This window comes from Peribacillus sp. NPDC097284 (assembly GCF_044761765.1).
In the GTDB taxonomy this organism is placed as follows: domain Bacteria; phylum Bacillota; class Bacilli; order Bacillales; family DSM-1321; genus Peribacillus.
In genome coordinates this window covers 207,983-221,293 of the sequence record NZ_JBIWCZ010000004.1, presented here as the reverse complement: position 1 = coordinate 221,293, position 13,311 = coordinate 207,983, and the positions used below count along the sequence as shown (strand labels likewise).

The following is a 13,311-nucleotide window of genomic DNA, read 5'->3' as shown; positions in this document are numbered from 1 at the left end:
TTATACAGAATTTTACGTTGTGGTAATGGAAGTATGGTAAACTTCTATCAATGATAGGTAGCATTATAAAATTTTACATACATAATGGATCATCTTTCTTTAGAAAAAGAAGAGTTATATAGGAGGAGATAACTTGTTCAAGGCTAAACTGCATTTTTGGACATTAGAGCTATTGCTATTGTCCGTGTTATTTTATGTGGGGACGAAGATTTCGTTTCTTTTTGAACCAATCGTAATTTTCACTTCAACTTTGTTCTTTCCAATACTCATTTCCGGTTTTCTTTATTTCTTGTTCAATCCGACGGTCGATTTGCTCGTGAAAAGGAGAGTGCCGAGGGGATTGGCGATTTTATTGCTGTATGTGATATTCCTTGGTCTAGTAAGTTTATTGGTCGGTCTTGTCGGCCCGTCCCTTTCACGTCAGGTCACGGATTTGATTAATAACCTTCCTGATTATTTTAATCAATCCAGAACGTTCATCGAAGATTTATCCAAATCAAGATGGTTCATGTGGACGATGGAACAGGATTATGTGTCTTTGAAAGAAGTGGGAGATTCCCTTCAAAGATACTTGACGGACCTACCGGGCAATATTACTAAAAGTCTGTCTTCTGTATTCAGCGTTGTCACGAATATAACGTTGGTAGTCGTAACGGTTCCATTCATCCTGTTTTATATGTTGAAGGATGGCGATAAGCTACCAAGCTCCATCATGAAATTTGTACCGGTCCGTTATCACAAACCGGCATTATCCGTTCTTAAGGAAACGGGAGAGACCCTTACGACATACATACAGGGGCAAATGCTAGTCTGCTTGTTTGTTGGAATTGGGACGTTCGTGGGGTATTTAATCATTGATTTGCCTTATGCCTTCCTGTTTGCATTGATAGGTGCCGTTACCAATATCATTCCCTATGTCGGCCCATTTATTGGAGCCGCTCCTGCAGTGATTGTGGCCTTGATTCATTCGCCGACACAGGCGCTTTTGGTCATAGTGGTCATCACGATTGTTCAGCAGTTGGACGGTAATGTCATTTCACCGCTGGTCATCGGGAAAAAGCTAAATACGCATCCGTTAACCATCATCATCCTTTTATTGGTTGCGGGAAACATCGCAGGCATCATTGGGATGATCCTGGCTGTACCGACTTATTCCGTCATTAAAACGATTGTATTGAATATCGTTAAGTTCATCAGGATCAGGAAAGAGGAAAAACTCGGGGAAGATTTAATTGAATGAAAAAACGGGATCGACTCTTTGAGAGTTGGTCCCGTTTTTTTTGTACCAATATTTGATTATAGGCCTAGTGAAATATATTTGACCTCTAAAAACTCTTCAATCCCATGATGTCCGCCTTCGCGGCCAAGCCCACTTTGCTTGAATCCGCCGAATGGTGCCTGTGGAACGGAAGGGAGGCCATCGTTCAAGCCGACGATCCCGAATTCCAGGGCTTCGGTGACTTTAATGCCCCTTGAGATGTTCTCGGTGAAGACGTATGCTGCCAGCCCGAAAATCGAGTCGTTTGCACGTTGTACCGCTTCTTCATCTGTCTTGAAGGAAGCAATCGGTGCTAGTGGTCCGAATGTTTCTTCATTCATGCAAAGCATGCTATCGCTGACGTTGGAAAGGATGGTCGGTTCAAGGAAGAGTCCGCCAATCGATTTCCCACCAGCTTCGAGTTTGGCTCCGCTATTGATGGCTTCGTCAATTTGCTTTTGTACCTTTTCGACTGCACTTTGGTCAATAAGAGGTCCGATGTCGACGCCTTCTTCCAAACCGTTGCCCACTTTCAGTTCGTTCACTTTGGCAACAAGCTTCTCGATGAAGACGTCCTGGATGGATTCATGAACATAAATGCGGTTTGAACACACGCATGTTTGTCCGGCGTTCCGGAATTTCGAACTAATGATGCCCTCAACGGCTTTATCGAGGTCGGCATCTTCCAGAACGATGGCGGGAGCGTGGCCACCCAGCTCAAGCGATATCTTCTTCACGGTTTCGGCAGAGCCCTTCATTAAAGTTTTCCCGACTTCCGTTGAACCAGTGAAGGTCAATTTGCGAATCCGGGTATCTTGAAGCCAAGTTTCGCCGATTTCCGATGATTTACCTGTCACTACATTGATGACACCTTTTGGAATGCCTGCTTCTTCAGCCAATTCGGCCATTTTCAAAGCTGTAATCGGCGTCAGATTCGCGGGTTTAATGACAACCGTACAGCCGACGGCAAGTGCGGGTGCCACTTTTCGCGTAATCATCGCCGCCGGGAAATTCCATGGGGTAATGACGGCTACGACACCGACTGGTTGTTTGGTTACAAAAAGTCGCTTATTCGTAGTGGAGGCAGGAATCGTTTCCCCATACACCCGTTTTCCTTCTTCGGCAAACCAGGATAAAAATCCATTCGCATAGTTCATTTCCCCAAGGGCTTCTTTCAATGGTTTACCTTGTTCCTCTGTCATGATTCTAGCTAGTTCTTCTTTATTGTCGTCGATCAATTTATGCCATTTCCAGATCAAATCCGCACGTTCATAAACCGAGAGGGCAGCCCAATCAGTAAAGGCCGCATAAGCTGCATCGGCAGCTTTGGCTGCTTCCATGGCTCCTCCTTTTGGGACAGTGGCGACAATTTCATCGGTTGCCGGGTTTTTCACTTCGATTTTTTCAAGTCCGTGATCGGACCATTCCCCATTAATGTATAATCCGTAATCTTTCATGATAAAACCTCCCGTTTTGTATCATTTTGTTCTTTATTTAGAGTGAATGTCTATAAGCTAATATCATCTGCTATATAAAAGTATAAACACTTTTCGGGAAATCTTAAATGAATATGATTGATAAGTTTTAAGAAATGATGGTGGGTTCAGTCAATAGGGACAATAAAACGGAGTGAAGAAGTGTTTCAAGGGACAGTAAGGAAGTAAGAATGCATATGGAAAAGAGGATAGATGCGGGCAGAGAGTTCTGCTTCCCATCTATCCTCTTTCTTAGTGTCCGTTCTTCATCGATCTGTGGAGGCGGCTACTTCATCCAAATTGTTGTAGTTTGAATGAGTTGGATCAAATTCGCCTTCTGTTTTAGAAATGACAACTGTAGCAACACTGTTTCCGATCAGGTTCGTGATGGCACGAGCTTCCGACATGAAGCGGTCGACTCCTAAAAGAAGTGCCATGCCTTCAACAGGAATCATCGGGAAAGCAGCCAATGTTGCCGCAAGGGTGATGAAACCGGACCCTGTTACACCTGCAGCCCCTTTAGATGTTAGCATCAGGATTCCAAGAAGGGTTATTTCCTGCCAGATGCTTAAATCCACGCCATAAGCTTGGGCGATGAAAATGGCTGCCATCGACAGGTAAATCGATGTGCCATCAAGGTTAAAGGAATAACCGGTCGGTACGACCAGCCCGACCACGGATTTTGAACATCCGTAATTCTCAAGTTTCTTCATCACACTTGGCAATGCGGATTCCGAAGAAGAAGTTCCCAATACCAATAGAAGTTCCTCTTTTAAATAAGCGATGAATTTGAAAATGTTGAAGCCATAGAATTTTGCGATGCCCCCAAGGACGATGATGATGAATAACGCCATGGTAATATATACGCTAGCCATTAATTGTCCTAAAGAACTTAGAGAACCAAGCCCGAACTTACCGATGGTATAGGCCATGGCCCCAAATGCCGCCAGCGGTGAAAACTTCATGATGATCCCAACGATGCCGAAGAAAATATCCGCTATATGTTGTAAGAAGGAGACGACAGGTTGTACTTTTGGTCCGATCATTGCCATGGAGATACCGAACAAGACGGCAAAGAACAGAATAGGAAGCAAGTCTCCACCGGCCATTGCAGCGACAGCATTGTCCGGGATGATATTGGAGATAAAGGCTATGGCACCGTGTTCTGTTTCCTCAGCAGCGGTTGTATATTGCGATACATCTCCGCCTTCCACTGAATCGATGTTAAATCCTTTACCCGGTCCTAACAGGTTGACCACGATAAGACCAATCGCAAGGGCAACGGTGGAAACGATTTCGAAGTAAAGGAGGGCTTTCCCACCGATACGACCCACTTTCTTCATGTCACCCATGCCGCCAATGCCGATAACGACGGTTAAGAATATGATGGGTGCGATGACCATTTTTATCATTTTAATAAACAAATCAGCTAAGATTTTCAGCTGTTCACCGAAAGCAGGGAATAAGAAACCGACTGTAATACCGAGAATGATACCTATGATGACTTGGACAGTTAGATTTTTTAATAGTTTCATACTGTATTCTCCTTTGTTATATGATAGCGCTTTCTTTAATTAACTATAGTGTAACAGAAGGAAGAGTCAGAATATTCTTTTGGTGATATTGTTCTTTTTGGTCTTTTTGGTCTTGGAAAGTGAGAGAGAGGGAGAAGAGAGGAGGAACAAGAAAGCACCAGTTTTAAAACTGGTGCCTAAGAAAAATCATTGTTCAAAAGGCTTGATGAGTGCGTAGAGGGTTTCAATCACAGGAAGTTGGATATGGGCATTTTTGGCGAGCCTTAGGGCACCCCCTTGTAAATGCTCGACTTCAAGGGATTGATTTTTCCGACGGTCCTGATGCATGGAGGAGGTAGCTTCGTCGGGTAAAGCCGCTATGTCCTCCAGTGCCTGAGCGACATTCCTTTCCGTCAATCCAATGCCATGAGCGTTAGCGAGCATCTGCATTTCCACAAGCGCCTTTTCCAGTACCCGGTTCGTTTCTGGATAGTTGCGTATGGTCCCTATGGGAAGATTGGATGCTGTTGTCACGCCGGAGAAAGCAGTAATGAACATATATTTAATCCATAGACGAATTAAGATGTTTTCTGTCCTGCTTGCTCCCATGATGGCTGAACTAACTGCTTGTTCAAACTCATCGCAGATCTCTTGTTGAGAGGGATGAAGCGGGCCATAAATTAAGTCATGGTTCCGGTTAGAGTGTACGACATGGCCTTTTTCGTTTAAGGTAGCGATAATGAAGGCACTTCCCCCTATGACGTTCGCTTCGCCCAGTTCATCCTGAAGTATGGAGATATGCTCGAGTCCATTTAAAAGGGGAAGAACCTTTGCCCCTTTATCGACCAGGACCTTCAAGTCAGGCAGCGCCCCTCTCAGGTGGAACCCTTTTACCGTTAGGAGGACCAAGTCAACTTGTTGTATGTCATGTACGTCCTCTGTGAATTGAAGTTCGTTAAACTCATAGTTTCCATGAGGGCTTGTTATGTTCAACCCTTGCTCTCTCAATTGTTGGGCTCGGTTTTTACGGACGACGAATTGAACCTGTTGTCCTGCTTGCTGTAGTCTACCTCCATAATAGGAACCAAGTGCACCGGCTCCGATAACGACTATCTTCAATATGTACACCTCGCTTCTGATTGATGGACCAATCATACCATTAGCTGAATTTTCAGTAAATATGAATGGTGAAATAATGACTATAAAAGAAAAAAAGGCAAAAAAAAACAGCCTGAATTGTTACAAGCTGATTACTTTTTATTGATAGACTTTCACTTTTACTGTTTTTCTGCCCCAGTTAAGAGCTTTTGTTTTAGAAGAATAGAAGACGTCGATTTTTTTTCCTTTAATCGCACTGCCTTTATCTGCTGCTACGGCATCTCCGTAACCTTCTACATGAACTTTTGTTCCTAGTGGAATGACTTTAGGATCGACAGAAATAGCTTTGACTTTAGGGTTTTTCTTCAGGTTAAGGCCAGTTGCCGTAATCCCGCTGCACCCTTTGCAGTTCGCTGTATAGGCTGTAGCATTAACTGTGATAGTTTTATATTTCTTTGATGCTTTTTTTGCTTTGGGTTTTGCCTTCGTTGCAGTTTTCTTAACTTTTAAAACTTGTTTTGGTTTAATATGATCTTTTTTAAGGTTGTTCCAACTCTTTAGTTGATTGACCGTTATGTTATGTTTACTCGCGATGCCCCATAGTGTGTCACCACTTTTAACTTTATATGTAGTAGTAGCAGCTGATGAAACTCCGGAAAAACTAAATACCAGGAAGAAAGCAGTGATAATAGGAAGTAGTATTTTTTTCAATTAATATTCTCCTTTGTTTTAAAGCGTAGACTTAGAATAACAGGTCTATATGACAATAATGTTTCGGTGGCATAGTAATTGTGTTACAAAAACATTTCATTGAAAAATAAACTAGGTAAAAAGAATGATATTAATTTGAACTTTTATCACGAAATACTTCATAATTTTCTATAAAATTTGGAAGATTACTTGATTTCATAATGTATTTTGTATGAATATGGAAAAATAAGTGGAAAAAGTATGGGCTTAAAAGCCTACTTTATGGTTTTGCCATTTTAAGAGGGTATGAAGAGTCATTTTTGAAAGAAAAGGCTGTCAATTATATGGAAAGAAGAGAATTTTCCGTTTTAAGAGGTTAGAAGTGACGTTCACGATGGATTCTTCTGTAAAAAAAGAAGCCGATAGATGAACATATCGGCTTCTTTCTATACTTATTTTTGTAAAATGAATTCAGAGGCAAAATCAACGAGCATTTTTTGATAGACTTCGACGGATTCGAGATTGACGCATTCCCGGTCACCATGCCAATTCTCCCCTTTTGGACCGAATTCGATGGCTGGGATGCCGTACGCTGCAAAGAAGATGGTGTCAGCGGAGCCATGTTGACCGAAGACGACCGCTTCCTGTTTCGTGTTCTTTTCGATAATCGGACGGAGTAGGGTGATGTAAGGATCGTTTTCCTCCGTATTAACGGGTTTACTATACATGTTAATATGGACGTTCTTGCCTACCACGGTTTCGATTTGCTCGACGATTTCCTCCATTGTCTGGGTTGGAAGATAACGAATATCGAGACTGAGTAAACAAGCATCCGGTACTTTATTGTACACATCTCCGCCCTTTATTTTTGCGAGATTGAGAGAGGGGGAAGCGTAAAGGGGGGTATGTTCCCGTGTGAAAGGAAGGGCCTTGATTTTCGTATAGATATCATAGGCCTTTTCGATGGCATTGACACCTTCCCATGGACGGCTTCCATGTGCGGATTTACCGGAAACTTCGATATCGAGGCGAAGGGAGCCCTTAGCCTGTAGGCCGATGCCTAACTGCGTGGGTTCTGCACAGATGACAAAATCGCCTCGATATCCATGCTTCGCTAGGTAGCCGGAGCAGTTCAAGCCCCCGATTTCCTCATCGGAAACGATTTGTAGCTGGATTTTCAACCCTAAGTCCCTATCTTTCAATTCGGCGAAGGCGCACATCATGCCTGCAACCCCCGCTTTCATATCGGCCGTTCCACGGCCATATAAATTCCCTTCATGCACCTCGGGGAAGAATTGATTAGGCGTCCCGCTCACTACATCAACATGGCCATTCCATATCAATGTTTTTTCTCCACTCCCGATTTCGCTAACGAGCATTTTGTACCCGTTATTTTCAATCACATCCACAGTCAATCCCTGGCCCTTAAGCCAACCGGCACAGAAATCCACTGCTTCATTGGCCCCTTCTTTGGAGGAACTGTCAATGGAGACTAAATCTTTCAGTAAATCGATAAGCATTAAAAAAAAACCTCCTATAAGTATGCAAACTATAATTTTATATACCCTTATAAATGGGCTTGAACCATAAATCTTTTCCGGTGGAAATGTGTTTAGTGCTTTGGATTCCGGGGGTATGTAAAGAGGGAGCGACAAACAACATTCTTTAAGGAGGATGATAGATATGGATAAACGTATAATTGGAGTTTATGATACTGGATCAGAGGCCATTCAGGCAGTTGAGGCATTACAGGCTCAAGGATATACTCAAGATGATATTTCGGTGGTTGCTAAAGATAAAGAAGAACTTAGAACGGTGAAAAAAGAAACAGGAACGAAAGTAGAGGAAGGGCTTGCTACTGGAGCTGCCACTGGTGGAGTTCTAGGCGGAACAGCTGGATTCTTAGCGGGAATCGGTGCTTTGGCCATTCCAGGAATCGGACCGGTACTTGCGGCTGGACCGATTGCAGCTACATTAGCTGGTGCGGCAGTAGGAGCTGGTACAGGTGGTTTGGCCGGTACATTGATTGGCCTCGGTATCCCTGAGCGTGAAGCCACTCAATATGAATCGGATGTTAAGAATGGGAAACTGCTTGTATTGGTGGATGCCGATGCGAAAAGGGGTAACTCTTCATACACAGGTATTACGGAAACGGATGAAACGCTTACGAATAGAAGAAGACCACTTTAATTTAGAGCGTGTAAAAAGAGCAGGGCCTTTTGGCTTCTGCTCTTTCTTTTGTTTAGTAGCTGAATTTCTGGATTTCCTTGTGCATTTCCTGCGATAGGCTGTCCAATTCCCCAGCCAGGGCATTTAATTGTTCCATGGAGGCATTCGTCTCTTCGATTGAAGCGGACACTTCTTCTGTGCCGGCAGCTGCCTCCTGACTAACGGAGTTTAGTTGTTTCGCGTTGCCTGACATCACGGCAATCTGGGCAATCATTTCGTGCATGGTACTTGTTATTTCATCAAAGTTACTGAATGTGGTAGAGATGATTGATGCAATATCGCCAAAGGCCACTTCGGTGTTCGTGACGGATGTACTCTGATGATCGATTTTCTGGTTGACCTGATCAATCAAGCTAACCGTATTTGCGGTATCAGTTTGCATGGCAAAAATGATTTCTGCTATTTCCTTTAAGGAGTGTTCCGTTTGTTCGGCCAATTTTTTCACTTCATCGGCAACGACGGCGAAACCTTTTCCATGCTCGCCTGCCCTGGCTGCCTCGATGGCTGCATTCAAGGCGAGTAAATTGGTTTGCCCGGCAATCCCTGTTATGGTTTTGACGATATCGCTAATCGTATGGGATCGAACATCCAGTGATTTTACGGCTGTACTCATCTGGTTGGATATCTGGGCTGTAACATCGAATTGTTGTTTTAGTCCCTGAACGGTGATCATGCCATTTTCCGATGCCTTGAACATGTCATCGGAGGCAAGCGACATTTTTTCTGCCTGATTTTCCAGGTTGTTGATTTTGTCGGCCATGAGCTCTATGGCCGTTTCGTTATCTTGGCCGACTTCAATCTGATCAATGGCACCTGAAGCGATTTGTTCCATCGTCATGGCGACTTCGTTTGCGGCAGCCGAATTCTCTTCGGCACTGGCAACGAGCAACATGGAGGAATCGGCAACCTTATTGGAAAGGGCATGGACATTTTTAAGCATGGCACTCATATTCTCTGCTAAGGTGTTGGTGTCTTCTGCAAGCTTGCCGAGTTCGTCCCCACTGGAAATGGAAATCGTGGAGGCGAAGTCACCGCCAGCCATTTTCTTGATGGATTCTTGAAGGCGTTTAATGGGCTTTGTCAAAGAACGTGTGATGAAGATGGAAAAAATGGTAGTCAAAGTAAAAGTGACGATCATGGCCAGGATATTGTGCATGACCATAGAGCTTGCACGGTCCACCACTTCATCTCTATCCACGACTCCAGCTATTTTCCAACCAGTAGTAGGACTGGATGAGTATCCGATGATTTGCCTTTTATCCTCAAAATCCAGGATCATAGATCCTGATTCACCTTTCATTTGCTGAAAAATGGGTTGAGCCGAAAGATCCTTCATGATTTTCGATTGATCAGGGTGGGCAAGGATAGACCCTTTCTCATTCAGTAGAATGGCATATCCCGTTTTCCCGAATTTCGTCTGATTGATCGTATTCAGTAACGTTTCCATCGCGATGTCGACACCAAGAACGCCGACCAATTTATCGCCATCATAGATTGCTTTTGCTGCCGTGATGATAAGGGAATTGGTCGCAGTATCCGTATAAGGCTCGGTCCATATGACTTCATTCTTTCCTTTCAAAGCGGCTTGATACCAATCTTGTTGCCTTGGGTCAAAGTCACCAGGTAAATTGGCTTTAGGGAAGATGATCGTCTGTCCTTCCTTCTCCGTCCCCATGTACAAGCTGATGATCTCTTCATTGGTTGTTTGGGTATTGGTAAACTCAGTAAGTATGGAATCAGCGTCTGAATGGGGTGTGGTCATGGCCACATCTTTGCTTATCCTGTCTAAATTCTTTTCCTTTTCTTGGAAGAAGCGATCAGATACTTCATTCATTGATTTTACTTGACCTTCTGTCGTATTTTTCAGTTCATCTGTCGTTAGTTCAATGCTTTGATCATAGGCTACGTAGGATATGAGAAATCCGCTAATAATAATTAAAGCTAAAAAGGGTATCAGTATTTGTTTTTTAAGAGAATTGAAGTACCAGTTTTTCAGACGTTTCATAGGTTTGCTCCTTTATATCTACTTCTTATGAGTTCTCTAGATATTTCGGCTTAGTTTCCCTATCTTTTAGTTTTTTTAGAAAATTCATAAGAATGACTTATATTAGGAGGTAAAGTGATTGAAACAGGAAAGAAAAGATTATCCAAGAAAGGAATTTTACTGGTAGAATAATCAGAAAGCATAATGAAGGGGGAATGGTGAGTTGAAAAAAAGATTAGGATGCCTTCATGCCCATTATTCAAATATAGAATATATAGAAAGAGCTCTTTCAATCTATGACATCGATCTCATGCATTTTGTGGACTCTTCCATAATGTATCGAATGACTTCTGTTGGGAATTACGATAAAACAGAAGCAAAGAAAAAAGTAAAAGAGCAACTGGATTGGATCGCTCAATGTGAAGTGGATGCTATCCTAATTACTTGCACGAACTATATCGCCCTTTTACAAGACCAACGTATGGTAGCATCCGTGCCCATCATTAAAATTGATGAACCTTACTTCGAATACATCTGTACGCTATCTCAACCTCAGATTCTCCTTTTTACGAACCCAGCAACAGTTAACGGTACCGTGGAGCGTCTTGAAAAGTATGCGGAAATCCATCAAAAATCCTTGGATTTGGAGATTATGATCATGGAAAATACTTTCGAATTAATCATGAAAGGATTGAAAGAAGAGTACAATGCTGAAATCATCAAGGTCTTACATCAACTCGTTCAAGATGATCAAAAGGCAATTTCTGTTGCTCAATTATCGATGGTGGATGCAGCCAAGCGATTCGAACAGCAGACATCTCATGGAATGATGAATCCATTAAAAATAGTAGTGACCTCCATTGTCAGCCAATTAGACTTACAAAAAAAGAGCTGACTGGATGCAGTCAACTCTTTCTTCTGGTTGGTTATTCGACTTGAATGTTTTTCGTGCGATCAATATACCATGTGTAAAACTCGTCGGCATATTCAAGGGAAACATCTTGTAGCTTGGTATGATGTACCGGTTTGGAACGGTTAATGGTTTCGATCGATGCGAGCCCAAAGCGTTTTTGCAGTCTTGAGCGTTCGACTTTAATCTGAATGACCTTGCTTCTTTTCGTGATGAACAGGGACGTTTCCAAACTTCCTGATTTAAATTGAATGAATTCGTCATGTAATAAATAGCGGCCATTTTTGTAATCTATGATTCTCGATGTATAAATGAGTACGAAAAGAATCAAGGAAATATACCATATCGCTGGCTTGAAAATAAAAATGGCAACCGTCACAACTATCCAGATATAGCTTGGCCTTAGCATTCGCACGATGAAAGCTTGTTTCGATAAGGGATGCATGGAGCGTTCCACCTTGTAAGAAGGCAAAATCTCTTCGATTATGGCATGGGCACGGTCAACCGATAAAAATGGATAGAGCGTATTCGTTTCCAGTTTTTCATCTCCTGTACTTCCCGCGCTTATCAGTTTCACCTCCGCTAATCCAAGCATTCTTTTGATGAGGGATTGGGTGATTTCCACCGCCTGCACCTTTTCTTTCTGAATTGAAAAGGCAGATTCATCGAGCACCCCTTTTTTTATATACACACGTTTGGCATCCGATGAAATTTCATACTTCCCATATTTCACGTACGTGGAAATAATTCCAAAACCAATAGCTAATCCTACTAAAACAATGAGAGCGATGGTTATGGTTAGCCATGAATTCAAAAATGATGCCACAGCCCCTTCGGCATTTTCCAGATTGAAAAAATCATCAAGTGTTTTATAAATCGTAGCGACAATCGGAATGATGGCCAGGAAGCTTAGTGACGTGAAGGAAGCTTTTAACACATCCCGTTTAGTCGGTGTGAAATGTATGGTTTGTTCAGCACCCGTTTCTTTCAAGCTGTCCTCTTCCAGATGATCTTCTTCTACAGCCGGGATTTCTTGTGAGGAAAATTCCGTTTCAAGTCGTTGGGCTTCTTTTAAAGAAATCGCCTCCAACAAGACAGAACCTTGGTCACCAGTCATTCCCGTTTCGAACGTTAAAGAAGTTAAGTGGAAAAACTTATGAAGGACGGTTGTCCGTCGTTGGACGTTTTGTATTTTGTGAAGCGGAACTGTCCGATAGGACTTGGAAATAAGCCCGGACTTGATCTGAATGTTTCCTTCTTTTATATGATATGTATAGGTGAACCAGTTCAAAGTCAATGAAATGACCTTCCATACGAAGTATAAGAGATAGATGAGTTGCAGCACGATCATATAAACCTTTTCCGTACCAAAATTCAATACATAAAGGAGGATAATTAAAAAGAATTCCTTCTTCAGCACATTCCACATTTCAAATGGGATTTTGAGCGGGTGTAACCGTTTGGATTGTTCCGCCATGTCATTCCACTTCCTTTATCTTGGCGTAGTGCGCAATTTTATCTCGAAGTTCATACGCCTCTTTCTCCGGAATGGCGGGTATGGTATGTGAGTCGCCCATGGTTCCGATACTAATCGTATAAAGGCCATACTTCCGTAGAAACGGCCCCTGGTTCAGCTCGACCGATTGAACTTTCGTCATCGGGATGAGTTCATGGGATTCGTACCACGCTCCATGTTTCGTTTGGATGAATTCTTCGCTTACGTCATATCGCCAATATTTTTGCAATAAAATGGGGGCGATGATGATGGACCAAATGGCGGAAAAGCATTCGATGATGGTCAGTCCGATTAAAACCCATCCAATCCACTCTTTCCAGGAAAAATAAGTATCAACGAATAATAAGATGCCGAGTATGACGAGAATAATGAGGTTGGTGATGGTTTCCGTCATCCGCCAAACCTTGATGGATTCTTTCGAAATTTTCTTTGTGGGCGCTTGAATCTTTGAATACATATGTTCACTCCTTACTGTGTCATTACTTTTATACGGATGATTCTTAGTAAAAGTTCCCTTTAGGGCTAAAAAAGTCCCTGAGGTGAGGCTTTCCTGGAATACGGAATACTGTGTATGCCTGATATGAAGGGACATGTGAATGAAATTTAAAAGTAGGTGAAATGGATTTGACCTTTATAA

The 13,311-nt window shown here is 42.6% G+C and carries 11 protein-coding genes; 3 read left to right on the top strand and 8 right to left on the bottom strand.

Annotated elements, in window-relative coordinates; translation table 11 throughout:
- The first annotated feature begins 133 nt into the window (after positions 1-133).
- Positions 134-1,240, top strand: coding sequence for an AI-2E family transporter (locus ACIQXU_RS10990; protein ID WP_402871952.1), 1,107 nt, complete (start codon positions 134-136; stop codon positions 1,238-1,240).
- 56 nt (positions 1,241-1,296) lie between these two features.
- Here ACIQXU_RS10990 and ACIQXU_RS10985 read toward each other — a convergent pair whose 3' ends face one another.
- From ACIQXU_RS10985 to ACIQXU_RS10965, 5 genes are all read right to left on the bottom strand, one after another.
- Positions 1,297-2,715: an NAD-dependent succinate-semialdehyde dehydrogenase gene (locus ACIQXU_RS10985; RefSeq protein WP_402989186.1), complete on the bottom strand. Its 1,419-nt coding sequence runs from the start codon at positions 2,713-2,715 to the stop codon at positions 1,297-1,299.
- A 284-nt stretch (positions 2,716-2,999) separates the two neighbouring features.
- Positions 3,000-4,268: a dicarboxylate/amino acid:cation symporter gene (locus tag ACIQXU_RS10980; RefSeq protein WP_402871946.1), complete on the bottom strand. Its 1,269-nt coding sequence runs from the start codon at positions 4,266-4,268 to the stop codon at positions 3,000-3,002.
- Positions 4,269-4,454: 186 nt separating this feature from the next.
- The gene (locus tag ACIQXU_RS10975; RefSeq protein ID WP_402871943.1) at positions 4,455-5,366 is read right to left on the bottom strand and encodes a ketopantoate reductase family protein; all 912 of its coding nucleotides are present in this window, start codon (positions 5,364-5,366) and stop codon (positions 4,455-4,457) included.
- A 138-nt stretch (positions 5,367-5,504) separates the two neighbouring features.
- Complete coding sequence (locus ACIQXU_RS10970) at positions 5,505-6,056, bottom strand: 3D domain-containing protein (protein WP_402871940.1); 552 nt, start codon at positions 6,054-6,056, stop codon at positions 5,505-5,507.
- Positions 6,057-6,487: 431 nt separating this feature from the next.
- A complete protein-coding gene (locus ACIQXU_RS10965; protein ID WP_402989183.1) occupies positions 6,488-7,555 on the bottom strand; it encodes a M20 family metallopeptidase in 1,068 nt (355 codons plus the stop codon).
- Positions 7,556-7,718: 163 nt separating this feature from the next.
- Between ACIQXU_RS10965 and ACIQXU_RS10960 the strand changes: the two genes are divergently transcribed.
- On the top strand, positions 7,719-8,225 hold the full coding sequence (locus ACIQXU_RS10960; protein WP_402871935.1) for a YflT domain-containing protein: 507 nt from the start codon (positions 7,719-7,721) through the stop codon (positions 8,223-8,225).
- Positions 8,226-8,277: 52 nt separating this feature from the next.
- Here ACIQXU_RS10960 and ACIQXU_RS10955 read toward each other — a convergent pair whose 3' ends face one another.
- The gene (locus tag ACIQXU_RS10955; RefSeq protein WP_402989181.1) at positions 8,278-10,269 is read right to left on the bottom strand and encodes a methyl-accepting chemotaxis protein; all 1,992 of its coding nucleotides are present in this window, start codon (positions 10,267-10,269) and stop codon (positions 8,278-8,280) included.
- Between the two features lie 202 nt (positions 10,270-10,471).
- Here ACIQXU_RS10955 and ACIQXU_RS10950 point away from each other — a divergent pair, with 202 nt between their 5' ends.
- Positions 10,472-11,143: an aspartate/glutamate racemase family protein gene (locus tag ACIQXU_RS10950; RefSeq protein ID WP_402989178.1), complete on the top strand. Its 672-nt coding sequence runs from the start codon at positions 10,472-10,474 to the stop codon at positions 11,141-11,143.
- Between the two features lie 31 nt (positions 11,144-11,174).
- Here ACIQXU_RS10950 and ACIQXU_RS10945 read toward each other — a convergent pair whose 3' ends face one another.
- Both ACIQXU_RS10945 and ACIQXU_RS10940 read right to left on the bottom strand, forming a co-directional pair.
- A complete protein-coding gene (locus ACIQXU_RS10945; RefSeq protein WP_402989174.1) occupies positions 11,175-12,635 on the bottom strand; it encodes a PH domain-containing protein in 1,461 nt (486 codons plus the stop codon).
- A 1-nt stretch (position 12,636) separates the two neighbouring features.
- Entirely contained in the window at positions 12,637-13,131 is a 495-nt protein-coding gene (locus ACIQXU_RS10940; RefSeq protein ID WP_402871923.1) for a PH domain-containing protein, read from the bottom strand.
- Positions 13,132-13,311 lie beyond the last annotated feature (180 nt).